The following is a 16543-nucleotide window of genomic DNA, read 5'->3' on the forward strand; positions in this document are numbered from 1 at the left end:
AAAAAACGAGAAAAGACAAGGTTTCAGTGCAGTTTAGTCCATTTAACCGGCATCTTTTGCTAATTAATCGGTTTTGCTGTCGTTTTTGAGAGATGAAATGACCATATTGATACACGACCATTAAGCCATCGAATTTCAGATTAACATCGTGTTTTTGCTAAGTGGCTATCAACAGAAACAATCTCACTTCATTTTTATCTTTTTTGTTACTCAATGAGCGTGATACAAAGGAAGCTTATAATTTTCCTGTTCCTCATTGTTCAGTAAGGTGCCCAATATGATAGATCTGCGAAGTGATACCGTGACCAAGCCCGGAAAAGCCATGCGACAAGCCATGGCTGATGCCGCTGTTGGTGATGATGTGTATGGCGATGACCCCAGCGTTAATCAATTGGAGCAAGAAGCTGCGGCACTATCCGGAAAAGAAGCAGCGCTGTTTTTGCCAACCGGTACTCAGGCTAATCTGGTCGCTCTGTTGACCCATTGCCAACGCGGTGAGGAATATATCGTTGGGCAGAAGGCCCATAACTATATGTTTGAAGCCGGTGGTGCAGCAGTTTTAGGTAGCATCCAGCCTCAACCTATTGATGCAGCAGAAGATGGCACCTTACCATTAGAGGTTGTCGCCAGCGTGATTAAACCTGATGATATTCACTTTGCCCGCACCAAACTGTTGTGCCTTGAAAACACCCATAACGGTAAAGTACTGCCGCTGGACTATCTCCATCAGGCATGGGCATTTACCCGCAAAAAGAAACTGGCTCTGCATGTAGATGGTGCACGTATCTTTAACGCCTCCGTCACCATGCGCGTTCCTTTAACCACTCTGACGCAATATTGCGATACGTTAACCATTTGTCTGTCAAAAGGCCTCGGTGCACCGGTAGGTTCCCTGCTGTGCGGCAACGCAGAATATATTAAACAAGCACGGCGCTGGAGAAAAATGGTCGGTGGCGGTATGCGTCAGGCGGGAATACTGGCTCAGGCAGCGCTGTATGCTCTGCACCATAATGTAGAACGACTGCGTGAAGACCACGACAATGCACAATGGCTGGCAGAACAGCTGGCTGCTTTAGGTGTGGAAGTGGTTTCTCCCGGTGCGCAAACCAATATGTTATTTCTGCGTCTTCCCGCTAACGAAGTCAGCCAGTTGGGTCCGTGGATGAAACAGCGCGGTATCTTGATCAATGCCGGACCAATCACCCGTCTGGTCACCCATCTGGATGTTTCTCGTGAAGATTTGAAACGTGTAGTGGATTTATGGCGGGAATTTAAGGGAAGAATTACTACTCCAGGCAGTGGAGATGGTGGCGCGCGGGGAATTTATGGGTGATGGGAGTTGAGGTTTGAGTTGATGCCGCCTTCGGTGAAGGCGGTTATATATATTTTAAAATTCTTTACTAATAATGAGATTAAACTTTCTCTACTCACTAAATAATAGCTGCCTCTCTTAAAATGCATAATACTTCTCAACGTTTATTAATTAGTAAACATCTCAAAACTACTCCATATAACAAACTTACTATTTTTTATTAAAAACTTTGATTAATTGGCCTTAACCAACGCTGCTCATTAACCTGAAATAATTCAAAACCAATATGAAAGACTTCTTCTAATTGCTGAACTGACATAACTTCAGCGGTCACACCAGCAGCAATCAATCGTCCCTGATAAAGTAACCAGGTTTCGTCAGCATGATGTAGTGTGTGGTTCAGATTATGCGCACTCACGATAGCGCTGGCACCCTGTAAACAAAACTGAGAGAGCAAATTATCTAATGCTGCCTGCTGTGCTACATCAAGGCTATTCATTGGTTCATCAAGCAGCAAAAGTCGGGCATCCGGATTCAATGCAGGCCAAACTTGTAGAAACACGGCTGCCAGTCGTACTCTTTGCCACTCTCCACCAGAAAGCTGGCTTAATGGTCGGTTTAATTTATCCGTTAATTCCAGTTGCTCTGCCAGGAACATCACTACGGTTTCAACTTCCGTCAATGTCGCTCTTTTAGGCTGATGCAGAGCGATGTATTGAAAAACCTGCATCATCGCCCTGTTGTCTTGTTGCTGACTGAGATAAGCCCGCATATTGGCCAGTTTTATTGCCGGGCAATGATGAATATTATATTGCTGCAACTCAATAGTACCCTGATAAGGTAATAAACCTGCGATGGAGGCTAACAGAGAACTTTTTCCGGCACCGTTTGGCCCTATAATATGTATCAACTTTCCTGAGTCAGCCGAAACGGTTATATCGGATAAACGGGAAGAAAGTGAAATATTAGTAAGTTTTAGCATGCCGTAATAACATCCAGATAAAAAGCGGTGCACCAATAGTTGAAGTAATAACGCCAATCGGTAACTCGGCAGATGACATGGCTACCCGGGAAGTTAAATCCGCCATTAACAGAAGCGTTGCCCCGGTCAAAGCGCAACCTGTTAGCAAGTAACGATGGTCTGTAATACCCGCCAGTCTTAAAATATGAGGAATAATTAATCCAATAAATCCAATAATTCCTGCCAGCGCTACACTGGTGCCGACTACCCAGGCGATAATCATGACAAAAATATTGCGCCAGACCACTAATGGCACCCCTAACTGACGTGCCTGATCTTCACCCAACGAGAGTAAATTAAGTTTATTACCCTGATAAATTAACCAGATCAATGCAGGAACCAGCGCCAGTATCAACCATTTTTGCTGCCAGCCAATGCCACCAAAACTTCCCATCAGCCAGTACAATAACTGGCGTAAATCCATACTGGAGCTGAAATAAACAGCCCAGGTCATTATGGCGCTACAGGCAATTCCTAAAGCAAAACCAATCAGCAATAGTCTGGCTCCTGGAAGCAGTTTGCGTCGCGATAGTCCTAACAGAATCAACGTCAGTATTAATGCGCCCAAAATGGCATTCATACTCAGCAACCAGACGGGCAATAAACCTCCTCCCAGTAAAATAGTCAACACCAGAGCAACACCGGCACCATTAGCAACGCCTAACAATCCTGGTTCTGACAATGGATTATCGAATAACGATTGCATTACGGCGCCTGACATTGCCAACCCTGCCCCTACGGCTATCGCCGCTAATGTTCGGGGAAGTCGCAATTGCCAGACAAACAGTTGAGCCTGTTCGCTAAACCATAGCTGAGGGGGTAGCCAGATATCTCCGGCAGACAAGCTGATAATAATAGTGATGGCTAAGAGCAGCGCAAACAGACAGAGTTTTATTCTGTCTCTACGCTGTTGCCTTTGTTGAAGCTGAGTAAAACGCAATCCCATGTCGTTACAGGGTTCTCGGATAATGAGTATTAAGTGATGATACAAAAGAAAAAGGCCGCGTGCGCGGTTTTTTTAAGTTAATTAATAAATTGAAATAAAAGGATTTATTTCAACCACTGTCCACATATTGACCATCAACAATAATTAACCCCCATTCATTGGGGGTTATTTGTTGCTTGTAAAAAAAAACTAATGATAATCTTCATGCACTAGCTTCTTGATAAGCAATGGAGAAAACCATGGTAAAAGTATTATGTCCTTTAGTTATTCTGCTGAGTTCTGCAATAACTATGGCGAACGCAGAGCAGCCAACAAAACAGGATGATTCAGTGTTACTTAAATGTCAGTCAGTAACTGATAACGATTTGCGCCTACAATGCTATGATTCCGCCCTACCGCCAAACAAAAATCCCTCTGATACTCAAAGTGAAGATGTTGGTAAATGGCAAGTCCGTTCAGAAAGTTCCCCAGTAGATGATTCAGAAAATGTATTTTTAGCTCTTCAGGCTGAAGAACCTATAAAAACACAATTCGGTAAAATGACTTACCCTGTCCTCATTTTATCATGTAAAGAAAATCAAACAGATCTAATCATTCAATGGGATTCTTACCTTGGCCTTGGACAAACTGATGTATTGCATCGTTTAGACAAACAAAAAGCTGAAAGTAAACCATGGGTTAATTCCACTGATAATGAAGCCGTATTTTATCAAGGGGATACAGTTAAATTTATAAAACAATTAACTAAAGGGCAAAAGTTTTATACACAAGTAACTCCTTATAGCTCAGGAATTGTTAGTGCTACTTTTACCTTGACAGGTTTGGCAGCGGCTATAAAGCCCTTACAAAAAGCATGTAAGTGGAAATAAATGAAATAAGCCCTGATAAAATTATCAGGGCTTTCCATACCGTTTTAACTTAAATGGCTAAATTTAATTGATTATCAGGTGTATGACTTTTAGGAAAGGCGTCCTTTGGAACGCTGGCACCTGGTACGGGCTTGGTTTCATTAAGAAAACCATCAATCTCGGTCAATGATGTAAATGAACAACCGCACAACATATTCTGACACTGATGATAGCTGCGGCGAGTCATTTGGCTCAATTCCGTACTGGTACGGGTTTTTGCTATTGCGCGACAACGCGGACATCTGATCGCCATAATTCCTTCTCCCCCTCTCTGGCTGCCCTATTAGTATATATTATAACCAGTACCAGATCACTATTCTGCAACTTCCCCCCAATCAGCCAACCGCACTTCAAGCTCTAAGGATGTGGTAAACCCGCCAGTCCCAATATCATGAACACAGCGCGTTATTGTCCATTCACCAGAATCAATAGTTGATTTAAAACCGGTTACCACTGCGGGCTGATCAGGAAACAACTCTGGGCGACCTCTGTCCAGATTAATAGAAAATACAGCAGCACCTCTCTGCAACTCAGCCCACTTAGCCGCCGCAGCCCGCTTTGCCGCCTTTTCTGTCGTGTATGTCCTTCGCATCACAAAGACATTACCTTCTTCACCCGCCATATAATTCCCTTCTTTTGACGTGGATTTGTTTTTGTCTTGTGATGGCGTTTTACTTTTGCGTTTGATGCTTACTTTTTGGGGTTTACCAAAATTGAGATCCAGCCAATATGCAGATACACCAGTATATGCATCACGATCAGCAACGCGGAAATTATGGCGATCACCACTGGTTCTGGCGATAGTAATTAATGGTAAGGGCTTACCGCTTTGAGATACACCACGCCCTGGAACAATAAACAGAATCATACCGTTTTTAATCGTTGCCACGGCACCCATCATTTTAGCCATTCGCGTCAGGAAGGATATATCAGACTCATTTGTCTGATCGGCGTGATCTATTTCAATCAATGCTAGCTCTTCACTGACGCCTGCCTGTAATTCGTAACGACTGGCTATAGCGGCAACCACATCACCCACTTTGATATCATGCCAGCTGTGATCCCGTTTTACGTTGAATGTTTGACGAAAATCAGCGCTTTTTGCACTGATAATAACTTGGTCTGGCGGCCCTCTGTGTGCCACCTCATCAACGGTATAAATACCTTTAAACACTAACGGTCGATTATTCCAGCCAAGTGACAATGATAATTTCGCGCCTCTCGGCGGCAATTCCACTTTTCCGTCAGTATCATCCAGTGTTAGCTCCAGAGTATCCGCTTCGAACTCGCGATTATCTATTAGCGACAATGAAATAAGCCGACTATTTAAAGCGGTACTTTCTTCACCATCAATCAGAATTTCAAATGCCGGTACGGGCGAGTAGTCATTATCAATCAGCATATATCACACCTTATTCATAATGACACATCGTCGCCACATGCGCGCGCGCGGGCAATGCCTGTTAGTTGTTATACGCCCCTGACAACCTTAACCAATAGCGCCGACTTAACTTGCAAAGCAACATAACAATGAACCGAATCACAGGAGCGTAACTTTTATGGCTACTAATTATCATGGCGTAACCGTCCGTGAGACTACTGATTTAAGCACCATTATCAACGATATTGATTCAGCCGTGATCGGCGTGGTCTGCGTTGCTGACGATGCAGATCCCGAAACTTTTCCGTTAAATGTGCCGGTATTGCTAACCCGCGTGGCTAACTTCCTGGGTAAAACAGGTAAAACCGGCTCATTATTCACTACACTAAAGGCAATAGCCGATCAGTGCAGCCCTCAAACTATTGTCATTCGCGTACCTGATGCCGCTAATATCACCGTGACGGAAGGTCAGACAGCACCGACTCAAGACCAGTTAATCATTGGTGGTTCTGACGAAAATGGCCGTTTTACCGGCATGTACGCCCTGCTTTCTGCTGAAATGCGCGTGGGTGTTCGACCGCGAGTGCTAGCCGTTCCTGGCTATGATACTCAGCCCGTTGCGGCTCAACTCGGTGTTATCGCTGAGAAACTACGTTCATTTGGCTATATCTCCGCCAATGGCTGTAACACAATCGCGGAAGTGAAAGAATACAGAGAGAATTTTTCACAACGTGAACTGATGGTCATCTGGCCTAATTTCATTTCCTACAGTACTGCGGAAGGTAAAAACATTTCTGTCCCTGCACCGGCCCACGCCGTAGGAATGCGGGCAAAAATTGATGCCGATATGGGCTGGCATAAAACGATCTCAAACGTGGCCGTTAACGGCGTTTTGGGCTTAGACCGTGATATCTATTTCACTCTTCAGGGTACTGATACTGATGCGGACGAACTAAACGCCGCCAGTGTAACCACACTGATTAAACAAAATGGTTTTCGCTTCTGGGGATCTCGTACCTGCGATCGTGAAACCTACTTTTTTGAAAGCTATACGCGAACCGCTCAGATACTGGCTGATACCATTGCTGAAGCACACTTCTTCTATGTTGATAAACCACTGACACCTTCACTGGTGAAAGACGTTATTGATGGTATCAACCGCAAGCTAACTGCATTAGTAACTGCTGGCCGCCTGTTGGGTGCTAAGTGTTGGTATGACGCGGACGCCAACACGGCAGAGACGTTGCGATCCGGTCAACTGACTATCAAGTACAACTATACCCCTGTTCCACCGCTTGAGCATTTAAGCCTGGTGCAGGAATTTACTGACGAATATCTGGCGGAGTTCGCCAACGCAGTCAACAGCTAAGGGGCGATCATGGCACTTCCACGTAAATTTAAATATTTCAACGGCTTTGTTAATGGTGATAACTACATGGGACTGATCCCTGAGGTCGAACTGCCAAAGCTCAGTAAAAAAGTTGAAGACTATCAGGCTGGCGGAATGCCAGGCGCTATCGCCGTTGATCTTGGTTTTGATTCCGGCGCGCTGGACATGGGTATTACGCTTGGCGGCGTCGAAGCTCGTTTATTAAAAACATGGGGAAATGCTACTGCTGATGGTACGCAGTTCCGCTTTGCAGGTTCAATTCAGGACGAAGCTACTGGTGAGGCTGTTGCTTGTGAAATTCAAACCCGTGGCCGTTTTACCGAGTTGGATCCTGGTTCAGCTAAAGCCGGTGATGATACATCACAAAAATACACCTTAAAGAATACCTATCTCAAGCTGACGATTGCGGGAGAAGAGATCATTGAGGTTGATTTACTCAACATGATTTACGTGGTTGGCGGTGTTGATGTGCTTGAAAAACACCGCGCGAACTGCGGTCTATAACCTTATCAAAGGAAACTGATTAATTATGAATAAGTTAAATACTCAGCATACTGTCACGCTGGTTCGCCCTATCCCACGTAAAGGCGGTGATATTAAAGAGGTAGCGCTTACCGCCGTGTTGAGACAGGCCGGATCGTTACGTGGGTTGAAAGTGTATGACGTTCTGACATCCAGTTATGACGCCCTATTAGTTTTATTACCGCGAGTAACATCACCGGCACTGACTGAAGATGAGATCGCGCGGATGGATACCTGGGATTTCTGCCAGCTATCTAATGCGGTGGCTGATTTTTTGCAACCGAATTCGGAACAGAACGAGACCGAACCGGAAACCGCATTATCCAATGCCCCTTTGACCGAATAGACAGCATCATGGCCGATATCGCCGTAGTGTTTCACTGGCGACCGGCTGATATGGACGCCATGACAGTGACTGAATTGCTGTCATGGCGTGAGCAGGCGGCTGATCGCAGTGGGAACAATTCATCATGACAGACCGCAAACTTAATATTCAGGTTGCATTTAGTGCCTTAAACAATATGGCCCGCCCTGTTTCCGCTGCTCGTAATGCGGCCGCAGGGCTTGCCACACAAATCCGCAGTACCCAAAATAGCATCAAGTCCTTAGAACGTCAGGCGACCAGTTTTGACCGTCTAACCGCAGCCAGTAGCCGCACAACTAACGAACTGACACAAGCAAAAGCTAAAGCCAGAGAAATGGCTGCGGCTTACGGCCCATTGAAAGGCAGAACAACAGAACAGGTTGAAGCATTAAAGCAACAACGTGCTGCTATTCGGTCATTGGTTCAACAACAAAACCAACAAAAAAACCGGCTTGGTCAGCTACGCGCTGAATTATATCGCCATGGTGTATCTGTCGCTCAGGGGAGCCGAGCTACCGACCAAATTAGATTGCGAACCGAACAATACAACAGACAGTTAGCTGAACAACAGCGGCGTCTTAATAATGTTACAAGGTCACAATCTCAATATAACCGAACCAAAGAACTTGCCGGAAAACTGACAAGTGGCGGTATGCGGGCAACAATGGCCGGTGCGGCGACAATAGCCCCTATCGTTGGTACAGTAAAAGCCTATAGCAGTCTTGAAGATTCTATGAAAGGTGTCGCCAAACAGGTAGACGGTTTGCGAGACGCTAATGGGCAGCGCACCAATCGCTTTTATGAGATGCAACAAGCGATAAAAGGTGCAAGTGAAACATTACCGATGCTCTACGGCGCTAATGATTATGCAGCGCTGGTTGAAGGTGGCGCCCGAATGGGTGTTGCTAACAGTAATGATCCGTGGGAGAAGCAAAAAACCGATCTGTTAACGTTTGCCAGTACTGCGGCAATGGCCTCCACTGCATTTGAACTGCCCGCAGAGCAATTATCTGAAAGTCTGGGTAAGATTGCTGGTCTTTATAGTATCCCAATTGCTGAAATAGAATCATTGGGTGATGCTATTAACTATCTCGATGATAATGCGAAATCAAAAGGCGCAGATATCATTGATGCATTACAGCGTATGGGTGGATTCGCTGATAAGCTTAATTATCAAAATGCGGCAGCCCTTGGTTCTACATTTTTAACCCTTGGCTCCACAGCAGAAACCGCAGCCAGTGCTTCTAATGCCATGGTGCGTGAGCTGGCTAACGCCATGATACAACCAGATAAATTTCAATCGGCGCTGGACACGTTAGGATTAAGTGCTCAACGTATTGAAAAAAGTATGTCTGAAGATGCTATGGGAACAATCATTGGCGTACTTGAGGCAACCAGTAAACTGGCAAAAGAAAAGCAAATCCCCGTATTAACTCAGTTATTTGGAAAAGAGTTTGGTGATGATGCAGCAAAACTCGCCAATAACCTCCCCGAACTCAGACGGCAAATTGAATTGACGCGGGGAACAGCCGCTAAAGGTTCTATGCGGCGGGAATCCGATATCAATAAAGACTCACTGTCAGCGCAATGGATGCTACTCAAAGCCAGTGCAGTAAATACATTTACCAGCCTGGGTGAAACATTACGCGAGCCTCTATTGGAGGCAATGAAATCAGTACAAGATTTACTGAAACGCTTTCGTACATGGATAGAAAATAATAAAGAACTGGCCGGTACGCTAATGAAAATCGGCGGAGCTATTGGTGCTGCGCTTGTTGCTTTCGGCACGTTGGCGGCAGGGATTGGCGCCGTTCTCGGCCCGATAGCCTCTGTTAAATTAAGCCTGTCAACATTACTGGAGGACACCAGTATAGGCAGCTTATTAAGTGGTTTTCTGGATGTTCAAGATCTGCTGGGTGGATTAATCGGGCCTATACAAGCGGTCGGTTCATGTTTAAGTTCAGTGTTCGGGCCGATGATTGGTGTTATTGCAGGCATCAGTGCGCCAATATGGGCGTTGATAGCCGTTATTGTTGTAGCAGCTATTGCCGTTATTAAATTTTGGGAACCTATTAAAGCATTTTTCAGTGGTTTCTTTTCTGGCTTAGTCAGTGGATTACAGCCTGTTATTTCTGCTTTCTCATGGCTATCCCCTCTATTTGATTCTATTGGCGCTGCTATTGGTGTTGTTTGGGAATGGTTTACCAAGTTATTTGAACCTATTCATTTTTCCGCCGAAGCACTCGACTCTTGCACCAGTGCAGGTCAGACATTTGGTGAGCTGGTTGGTAAAGCCCTTTCAGGTTTATTCTCTGTGATAACCAGTGTTGCAAAGGGTATTGGCTGGCTACTGGAAAAACTTGGCGCAATTCCCAGTGCTGCCGATGCGGCATTACATGCTGCTAATGCAATGGCGCCAAGCGATTTAAATAAACAATTTATTGAAGCCTTTGGCAGTAAAAATCAGAAAAAGGACGAACCTCCAAAATCTGACAATAAACCCGTTACGGTAAAACTATCCGGCCCGCAATTGGGAGCATTAAAAGGAAGTGGTAAAAATAGCAGTAAATCGGGAGGTGGAGGCGGTGGTAACTTCACTAATAAACTGGAACAACGTGACCTTAATAAACTGGGTGATATCGTTTTCAAGAATGTTCCGCCCTATTTATCACTGCGTGGCGGATATGCTGAACCAATGGTGCAACATGGGCGTTCAGCCGTTTCCCCTTATACTGTCCAGCCACCAGAACAGAAAACAAATAGCACTGCAGGATCGTCAGCAGCGTCTATGCCCGTTGTTAGTGATCAATACAATATTAATATTTATATCAATGATGCGGCCAATCTTAACGAGGAAAACTTAGCCAAACGTATCAGACAAGAACTTGAAGCGCATCAGGCCAGTATTGATCGTCGTCGCCGTTCATCACTGGTAGATAACAGTTGAGGTAAAAAATTATGCTTGGTATCCGCTTAAATATCATGATGATTCTGGGAATGTTTCCGTTTATGTTGAAAACAGTGCCTTACCAGAATTTAAATCAGGTAACAGACTGGCGTCATGTAAAAAATGACCGTATTGGCCGTTCTCCACGCCGCCAGTTTATTGGGACTGGTGATGATAAGATAACTTTGTCTGGTGTTCTCTATCCCGAAGTAAGCGGTGGTGACTTATCATTATCGACATTGCGGACTATGGCCTATTCGGGAATGCCCTGGCCGCTGATTGAAGGTACTGGCGTCATTTATGGAATGTTTGTAATTACCAATATTACAGAAACCCGCACCGAGTTTTTCAAAGATGGTAAAGCCAGAAAAATAGAGTTCAGTCTTTCACTGGAAAAAGCCAGCGAAGACTTGCGGGAAAAGCTGGCTGACTTTAGTTTGTCGGACATTTTACCATTCTAACCATACCGGCAAACACAGATATAAACGGCTATGTCTTCCTGAATAAATAAGTGGCCACCACAGTTATTTATATCTATTCTTCAGCAAAAAGCCCGCACATGTTTGCGGGCTTAATTATTTAATTGACTTATTTCTAAGGTTGATCCGGCCAATCAATGTCAGGTGCTGTAGCAGTGTCTACTCGGGTTAGTAATACTCGGTATTTTTTCCAGGCAGCTAACTGAATTTCCTCTTCATCTGTAGCTATGCTTAGTTCAACAGCATCAATTAGAGGGGCTATTTTTTCGTTAGCTCTTGCCAGTCGCATTAATTTTTCATTGTCAGCGATTGCTACAAGCTCTGCCAAGGTTGGTTCTGGAACATCAACCCACATGGGAAGTCCATCATTACCAGCAACACGCATCATTCCGGCTGGAGGAATATCTGTATATAACTGGTAAGTATCATCAGACACGCTAACACCATCAGACGGCCAGCCGTGCTCGGAATTAACATAAGATTCCTTCAGCTCAGTTGGGTAGAATGAATTATTAATAGCACTATAAATATAACTGGACATAATTTAGTATCCTATTGCTCTATAATATGCAGTGCCCGCTGGGTATATATTTCCCATGCTGCTATACGCCCTGAATTGTGCATTATTACTCAATACCATTGCAGAAAAAATGCCAGCTGATCCCGGGCTGAAGCCGTTATGGGTCAGCTGAATATTGATACATTTGTTTGGGAATGGGATTGGAAAACTATTCAAATAACCGGCTTCCACACCGGTATTCCCGCTAGCGTTGCATATTCCCCATTGTTCAATCAGGCCGCTTGGTTGATAGCCCCAGCCGTTTTCCGTAACGCTCGATCTAAATAACAGCGAATATTTTAATATTCCGTCACCAGTGGCATGCCATGACGAGTTCTGTTCAACAATCATTGTCACACTCTCAGTCGGCATTAATTTAAAGCTTTTCACTGTGGACATGGGTATTGAAATATTATCATCTGGATTTCCGACAGAAATAGTGACCATAGAGTTTTTCACATTCCAGATAGTGATCGTTTGCCCGCTACTATTAATGTTACCGATATCGGGTAATGTAAACGTTGCCGGTGAGTCATTATCAATCCAGACTCGGCGACCAAAATCTTGTAATGTAAACTGGCTAACAGCTTGTTTATTAACTTGAGAATGAAAATATCCTTTCTCTTGTAGTCTTAGAGGGGTTACTGATGCGGTTTTATTACTACCTTTAAACGTATCATCTGAGGTAGCAAGCCTCACAAAACCCTTTTGTGTTTCGGTTGCATCAGGATGCGCCCTTGATTCTGAATGCTTTAAAACTAAATCATCCACATACTTTCGGGTGGCTAGGACAACAGCCGGATCTATTTTTAATGAGATCTCACTGGTACTGTTAACAATCAAAATCATTCTGACTGCCTGTGTTCTGCCGCTGCCCTCACTGAGCTGAGGTTTATATGTTTCAGGGCAATTTGCAACGGCGATCAGAATACCATCTTTATCAAATAATCCGATTTCCCGAATGTACCAACCGCCAACATCTTCAGGAATAATCTGTTCCGCAATAATCTGATTGGTATTATTAGGATCAATACTCAATGAATTTAATGGTGCTCGGCGTTTTTCTCCAATCAGTATCGTTTGTGAAGCTGTCGGTGTAGGTATAGATCCACCGCCATCACCTACCGCCATATGAGCAATATCCAGCGTTGTACCTAATGCCGTAGCATTAGCCAGCTTTGCCGCGCCAAGGTCAGTAAGAATTGCATAAAATTTATTTGTCATGGGTTTACTCTCATGCTGTCAATAACGTGCACCGCTCCGGCATAAAATTCCATGCCAGATACGGAAATTAACTCTGATAAATAGGGGTAAACGGTTATTTCATCACCGAGATAAGCAGCGGCGCCAATATATGCAGGGCCAGAACTACCCAGACTAATCACCAATCCAGCTAAATGGCGGCTGCATGGCTTTGCGTCATCAATCAGCCTTTCCAATTCTGCATACATTTCATCGGTGATTCCTGACTCTAACACCCCGACCTCAAGCCGGAATGTGCCGGGCACTTCATTCAATTCCCACCACATAATGACGTTAATCAGAAAGCCTAGCGGCTCCACCGCTCGACGCAGCGCGCTAACCGTTCCTTTATGACGATGAATAAAATAAGCTTTTTTAATCACTTCACGTTTTGTCTGTTCCAGCCAGTCGAAAGACCAACGATCAACAGAAAAAGCCCAGGCGAGATAAGGCAATAATTCAACAGGACAAGTATCAGGATCCCATAATGTACGTAACGGTACGGAAATATCACTAAGTGGCGCGCACGCCAACGTCATGGCGTGTTCTAATGGTGAAGAATTAGGTGGTAATAACGATTTATTCATCATAACCACCCACTTCTAATTGGTAACTATTGCAGTATGCTGCCTGCGTCTTATTCAACACGATATCTTCAGCAGGCTTATTCAGCTCTACACGCTGCACCCCTTCCACATGCAACGCCGCGTGAATAGCTGAAATACGAATATCCCGACCTAAGCGGCGCTGAGCATTGATATAATCAATAAATTGTTGTTCCGCTGCCTGTCTTATTGGCTCGGCCTCTGGCCCAGGATAAAAATACAAAATTGCGTCAACTTCATATTCCACTATCTCAGCAGACTGCGTTGTTACTCTGTCGGCTACTGGCCTAACTTGTTCATCATTTAATACCTTATCAACAATGGCTATGAGTTCTGAGCTGGCGGTACCGTTGCCCTCTCTGGATAATACAGATACCGTAACGCAAGCGGGTTGAGGACTGATTGCAGATACATCGGCCACACGCCCATCAGCCGAACGTCCAAAAAACTCATAAGCAGCGGTCGGCCCTGCAACACTCAGCCCTTCAAATGCCTGTTGTGAACGGGTACGAAAATCCGCATCTGATTCCATGATGGCAGGAGCAGGAGGAATGACAGCGTTGTTTTCCTCTCTGATAGTAAGGCGCCTTACACTAAAATTGGCGGCCAACTGATCCAAGTCACTATCAGAAGCATACGCCAGCATAACGGCCCTTGCTGCCTCATTGACACGCTGACGCAGTATCAGCTCTCTATATGCACTTTCCTGAAGGTGTTTGACCATTGGCTCAGACTCAAGTGTCAGCGTGAGTCTGATAGCTTCCTGCTGCTCTGGTGGATATAGTGCTATTAATGCCGCCTTACGTTCAGCAAATATAGTTTCATAGTCTAACGACTCAATAACAACAGGCGCTGGCAATTGTGATAAATCAATAATTCCGCTCATTATTTTGCCATCCTTAAATTTACGTCAGTCATAAACGTTGAAAGATCATCTGTTCGGCGAAACGTCATTAGCGCAATATATTGCCCTTTATCATCAATATTGATGTTTATATTGGTCAGTGATACACGCGGTTCCCACTGATATAGCGCGCTATAAATAGCTGACATAATTTTCAAAACGGTGACAGGGTTGGCGGGCTGGTCTATCAACTCTTGTAATCTGGCGCCATAATTACGGCGCATTAATCTCGAACCAATCGGCGTTGTTAAAATATCGCTGATAGACTGTTGTATATGCTCCGCATCGGTAATCATTCGCCCTGTTGATGCATTCATACCTGCATATCTTTCCTGGCTCATTGCGGGGCATCCGTCAGACTTCCGCCACGTTCAACACCAGAGTGTTTGTGCGAATGAACAACAACGCCATTTGATTTAAAGTTGCCACCTGAATGATTAATGTTACCGGTCATCGTGCCACCCTGTTCAATACTCAACGTGGCAGTTGATAGATGGTTGGTACAGATAACTTTCGGGGTATCGAACGTAATAGATCCAGAGGCTTTGATGGTTGCTGTAGAGGTATTGACCGTAACTGAATCAGAGCTGGTAATAGTGATGTTCTTCACACCACTGATTAGCATGCTGCTGCTCTCAGGATTATATTCATACCGAGCACCATCAGGATGCTGAGTAACCTGTGTACCGCTATTAAAATCTGGTGGTTGAAGTTCATTACTGTACAAACTTCCAATAATGAATGCTTTTGACAGTTCACCTTCAGGGGCTAATAAAATAACCTGTTCGCCCACAGACGGCGCCCACCATGTGACAGCGTCACCAGCACGATCAGCGCGCCAACGGATCCAATCGGTGTCATTACCTCCAGTTTTAACCCGTGCAAGATATTTATCAGGGTTCACTTCCGTCACGATACCAGTACGAATTAAATTACAGAGTAAGCGGAGAAGTTCAAAATTATCCATTGATGACAACCAAGTTATAAAGATTACACTCAGTTTCACTATGTCCGCGCGCGCGCGCAATGAAATGAAATTGTCAGATAACGCTGACAATCAATCTTGCTGAAGAAAATTAACCACGCTATCAGCAATCCAGTCTATATCATCATGACTGAACCCAAGTAATTCACGTACCGGATAACGGGTTTTGGCCTGTTCTGCCACATTATCCACTTCACCATACTGATGAACGCTGGCAATCTGAGATGTGCGGCCATTAAACCCAACGGTTGCTTCATTAGCTGTTGCAGATGCTTTTAAAAATCGGGCGGTACGAAGACGTCGGAACATCTTTTCAGTACGGGAAATACGGCGTTTAGTCTGGCTTGTATTGATTTCAAGATAACGCTGAATATCACGTTTATAAAATGAACGGACAGCGCCACGATCGGTATCAAAACCAGTAATTTTCCTTGCGTCACCTCGCCCTGTGGTTCTCCAGTTTGTTAATTCTCTTACGCCTTCTTTCCATAGAAATCGCACACCGCCTTGTGTACGTAAAACACGATTTTTCCGTGGTATATAACTGCCGCCATCTGGATTTTGCTGGCGACCGATGCGTTTTTGATTGCGTTGACGTAAACCATAAGCAAGCTGGCGAGATAATCGCCGCCGCTGATTCGGCGCCAACTGTTCCACAACATTAGCCAGATAGTTATCAAGCTGTTGAAAAAGTGCGTCAGTATTACTGCTACTCATTAACTAACTACCCGTATAAGTAACAATTAACCGTGCTTTACCGCCACGATTAGTACGCATACATGCCCTGACTGGTGGATTTACGTTAATAAATCCTGAAAAGATATGGGCTGGCGCGTCACTTTCTGGCTGACCTGATGAATCACACAGATAGGCAATCCCCGTCATAACCTGAATTAGTGCCGACTGCTTACCATCTGTCACTGGCTGATATTCGTCAGTCAGCTCAATTTCTACTGTTGCCATCTATTAGAACTCCAT

At 44.6% G+C, this 16543-nt stretch carries 20 protein-coding genes; 8 read left to right on the top strand and 12 right to left on the bottom strand.

Annotated features, from left to right (window positions below; translation table 11 throughout):
- Positions 1–277: 277 nt before the first annotated feature.
- The gene (gene ltaE, locus GOL65_RS03700) at positions 278–1333 is read left to right on the top strand and encodes a low-specificity L-threonine aldolase (RefSeq protein WP_140918794.1); all 1056 of its coding nucleotides are present in this window, start codon (positions 278–280) and stop codon (positions 1331–1333) included.
- A 199-nt stretch (positions 1334–1532) separates the two neighbouring features.
- On the opposite strand, the gene btuD is transcribed toward ltaE, so the two are convergent.
- Together btuD and btuC are read right to left on the bottom strand one after the other, a co-directional pair.
- The gene (gene btuD, locus GOL65_RS03705; protein WP_140918795.1) at positions 1533–2294 is read right to left on the bottom strand and encodes a vitamin B12 ABC transporter ATP-binding protein BtuD; all 762 of its coding nucleotides are present in this window, start codon (positions 2292–2294) and stop codon (positions 1533–1535) included.
- Positions 2278–3279: a vitamin B12 ABC transporter permease BtuC gene (gene btuC, locus GOL65_RS03710; RefSeq protein WP_140918796.1), complete on the bottom strand. Its 1002-nt coding sequence runs from the start codon at positions 3277–3279 to the stop codon at positions 2278–2280. The genes btuD and btuC overlap by 17 nt, the downstream gene beginning before the upstream one ends.
- 239 nt (positions 3280–3518) lie before the next feature.
- On the opposite strand from btuC, the gene GOL65_RS03715 reads away from it, so the two are divergent.
- Positions 3519–4148, top strand: coding sequence for a type VI secretion system-associated protein TagO (locus tag GOL65_RS03715; protein ID WP_179038159.1), 630 nt, complete (start codon positions 3519–3521; stop codon positions 4146–4148).
- A gap of 49 nt (positions 4149–4197) precedes the next feature.
- Here the strand turns inward: GOL65_RS03715 and GOL65_RS03720 are convergent, their stop codons facing one another.
- A complete protein-coding gene (locus tag GOL65_RS03720) occupies positions 4198–4440 on the bottom strand; it encodes an ogr/Delta-like zinc finger family protein (RefSeq protein WP_140918798.1) in 243 nt (80 codons plus the stop codon).
- A 60-nt stretch (positions 4441–4500) separates the two neighbouring features.
- The gene (locus GOL65_RS03725; RefSeq protein WP_140918799.1) at positions 4501–5589 is read right to left on the bottom strand and encodes a phage late control D family protein; all 1089 of its coding nucleotides are present in this window, start codon (positions 5587–5589) and stop codon (positions 4501–4503) included.
- Between the two features lie 157 nt (positions 5590–5746).
- Between GOL65_RS03725 and GOL65_RS03730 the strand changes: the two genes are divergently transcribed.
- Genes GOL65_RS03730 through GOL65_RS03755 form a run of 6 tightly spaced genes read left to right on the top strand, consistent with a single transcriptional unit; the run spans position 5747 to position 11252 of the window.
- On the top strand, positions 5747–6937 hold the full coding sequence (locus tag GOL65_RS03730; protein WP_140918800.1) for a phage tail sheath protein: 1191 nt from the start codon (positions 5747–5749) through the stop codon (positions 6935–6937).
- Between the two features lie 9 nt (positions 6938–6946).
- Positions 6947–7462 (top strand): phage major tail tube protein, encoded by a 516-nt coding sequence (locus GOL65_RS03735; protein WP_140918801.1) that lies wholly within the window; start codon positions 6947–6949, stop codon positions 7460–7462.
- A gap of 25 nt (positions 7463–7487) precedes the next feature.
- Positions 7488–7826 carry a phage tail assembly protein gene (locus GOL65_RS03740; protein WP_140918802.1) on the top strand — a complete coding sequence of 113 codons (339 nt, stop codon included), beginning with the start codon at positions 7488–7490 and terminating at the stop codon, positions 7824–7826.
- An 8-nt stretch (positions 7827–7834) separates the two neighbouring features.
- Entirely contained in the window at positions 7835–7954 is a 120-nt protein-coding gene (locus GOL65_RS03745) for a GpE family phage tail protein (RefSeq protein ID WP_140918803.1), read from the top strand.
- The gene (locus GOL65_RS03750) at positions 7951–10791 is read left to right on the top strand and encodes a phage tail tape measure protein (RefSeq protein ID WP_140918804.1); all 2841 of its coding nucleotides are present in this window, start codon (positions 7951–7953) and stop codon (positions 10789–10791) included. Before GOL65_RS03745 ends, GOL65_RS03750 begins: the two co-directional genes overlap by 4 nt.
- A 32-nt stretch (positions 10792–10823) precedes the next feature.
- On the top strand, positions 10824–11252 hold the full coding sequence (locus tag GOL65_RS03755) for a phage tail protein (RefSeq protein WP_140918842.1): 429 nt from the start codon (positions 10824–10826) through the stop codon (positions 11250–11252).
- A gap of 133 nt (positions 11253–11385) precedes the next feature.
- Here GOL65_RS03755 and GOL65_RS03760 read toward each other — a convergent pair whose 3' ends face one another.
- The 8 genes from GOL65_RS03760 to GOL65_RS03795 form a co-directional block, all read right to left on the bottom strand.
- The gene (locus tag GOL65_RS03760; RefSeq protein ID WP_140918805.1) at positions 11386–11811 is read right to left on the bottom strand and encodes a tail fiber assembly protein; all 426 of its coding nucleotides are present in this window, start codon (positions 11809–11811) and stop codon (positions 11386–11388) included.
- Between the two features lie 3 nt (positions 11812–11814).
- A complete protein-coding gene (locus GOL65_RS03765) occupies positions 11815–13053 on the bottom strand; it encodes a phage tail protein (protein WP_140918806.1) in 1239 nt (412 codons plus the stop codon).
- Positions 13050–13658 (bottom strand): phage tail protein I, encoded by a 609-nt coding sequence (locus GOL65_RS03770; protein WP_179038364.1) that lies wholly within the window; start codon positions 13656–13658, stop codon positions 13050–13052. Before GOL65_RS03770 ends, GOL65_RS03765 begins: the two co-directional genes overlap by 4 nt.
- On the bottom strand, positions 13651–14562 hold the full coding sequence (locus GOL65_RS03775) for a baseplate assembly protein (protein WP_140918807.1): 912 nt from the start codon (positions 14560–14562) through the stop codon (positions 13651–13653). The genes GOL65_RS03770 and GOL65_RS03775 overlap by 8 nt, the downstream gene beginning before the upstream one ends.
- On the bottom strand, positions 14562–14921 hold the full coding sequence (locus tag GOL65_RS03780) for a GPW/gp25 family protein (protein WP_140918808.1): 360 nt from the start codon (positions 14919–14921) through the stop codon (positions 14562–14564). Before GOL65_RS03780 ends, GOL65_RS03775 begins: the two co-directional genes overlap by 1 nt.
- The gene (locus GOL65_RS03785; protein WP_140918809.1) at positions 14918–15547 is read right to left on the bottom strand and encodes a phage baseplate assembly protein V; all 630 of its coding nucleotides are present in this window, start codon (positions 15545–15547) and stop codon (positions 14918–14920) included. The genes GOL65_RS03780 and GOL65_RS03785 overlap by 4 nt, the downstream gene beginning before the upstream one ends.
- 90 nt (positions 15548–15637) lie before the next feature.
- Complete coding sequence (locus GOL65_RS03790; RefSeq protein WP_140918810.1) at positions 15638–16282, bottom strand: phage virion morphogenesis protein; 645 nt, start codon at positions 16280–16282, stop codon at positions 15638–15640.
- A 3-nt stretch (positions 16283–16285) separates the two neighbouring features.
- Positions 16286–16528, bottom strand: coding sequence for a hypothetical protein (locus tag GOL65_RS03795; RefSeq protein WP_140918811.1), 243 nt, complete (start codon positions 16526–16528; stop codon positions 16286–16288).
- Between the last annotated feature and the right edge of the window lie 15 nt (positions 16529–16543).

The sequence above is a fragment of the Limnobaculum xujianqingii genome, from assembly GCF_013394855.1.
GTDB classification, from domain to species: domain Bacteria; phylum Pseudomonadota; class Gammaproteobacteria; order Enterobacterales; family Enterobacteriaceae; genus Limnobaculum; species Limnobaculum xujianqingii.

What these genes read in the sequence shown, in the direction of transcription:
- ltaE (WP_140918794.1), top strand. Translation starts at nt 278, where the DNA reads ATGATAGATCTGCGAAGTGATACCGTGACCAAGCCCGGAAAAGCCATG.
- btuD (WP_140918795.1), bottom strand. Translation starts at nt 2,294, where the DNA reads ATGCTAAAACTTACTAATATTTCACTTTCTTCCCGTTTATCCGATATA.
- btuC (WP_140918796.1), bottom strand. Translation starts at nt 3,279, where the DNA reads ATGGGATTGCGTTTTACTCAGCTTCAACAAAGGCAACAGCGTAGAGAC.
- GOL65_RS03715 (WP_179038159.1), top strand. Translation starts at nt 3,519, where the DNA reads ATGGTAAAAGTATTATGTCCTTTAGTTATTCTGCTGAGTTCTGCAATA.
- GOL65_RS03720 (WP_140918798.1), bottom strand. Translation starts at nt 4,440, where the DNA reads ATGGCGATCAGATGTCCGCGTTGTCGCGCAATAGCAAAAACCCGTACC.
- GOL65_RS03725 (WP_140918799.1), bottom strand. Translation starts at nt 5,589, where the DNA reads ATGCTGATTGATAATGACTACTCGCCCGTACCGGCATTTGAAATTCTG.
- GOL65_RS03730 (WP_140918800.1), top strand. Translation starts at nt 5,747, where the DNA reads ATGGCTACTAATTATCATGGCGTAACCGTCCGTGAGACTACTGATTTA.
- GOL65_RS03735 (WP_140918801.1), top strand. Translation starts at nt 6,947, where the DNA reads ATGGCACTTCCACGTAAATTTAAATATTTCAACGGCTTTGTTAATGGT.
- GOL65_RS03740 (WP_140918802.1), top strand. Translation starts at nt 7,488, where the DNA reads ATGAATAAGTTAAATACTCAGCATACTGTCACGCTGGTTCGCCCTATC.
- GOL65_RS03745 (WP_140918803.1), top strand. Translation starts at nt 7,835, where the DNA reads ATGGCCGATATCGCCGTAGTGTTTCACTGGCGACCGGCTGATATGGAC.
- GOL65_RS03750 (WP_140918804.1), top strand. Translation starts at nt 7,951, where the DNA reads ATGACAGACCGCAAACTTAATATTCAGGTTGCATTTAGTGCCTTAAAC.
- GOL65_RS03760 (WP_140918805.1), bottom strand. Translation starts at nt 11,811, where the DNA reads ATGTCCAGTTATATTTATAGTGCTATTAATAATTCATTCTACCCAACT.
- GOL65_RS03765 (WP_140918806.1), bottom strand. Translation starts at nt 13,053, where the DNA reads ATGACAAATAAATTTTATGCAATTCTTACTGACCTTGGCGCGGCAAAG.
- GOL65_RS03770 (WP_179038364.1), bottom strand. Translation starts at nt 13,658, where the DNA reads ATGAATAAATCGTTATTACCACCTAATTCTTCACCATTAGAACACGCC.
- GOL65_RS03775 (WP_140918807.1), bottom strand. Translation starts at nt 14,562, where the DNA reads ATGAGCGGAATTATTGATTTATCACAATTGCCAGCGCCTGTTGTTATT.
- GOL65_RS03780 (WP_140918808.1), bottom strand. Translation starts at nt 14,921, where the DNA reads ATGAGCCAGGAAAGATATGCAGGTATGAATGCATCAACAGGGCGAATG.
- GOL65_RS03785 (WP_140918809.1), bottom strand. Translation starts at nt 15,547, where the DNA reads ATGGATAATTTTGAACTTCTCCGCTTACTCTGTAATTTAATTCGTACT.
- GOL65_RS03790 (WP_140918810.1), bottom strand. Translation starts at nt 16,282, where the DNA reads ATGAGTAGCAGTAATACTGACGCACTTTTTCAACAGCTTGATAACTAT.
- GOL65_RS03795 (WP_140918811.1), bottom strand. Translation starts at nt 16,528, where the DNA reads ATGGCAACAGTAGAAATTGAGCTGACTGACGAATATCAGCCAGTGACA.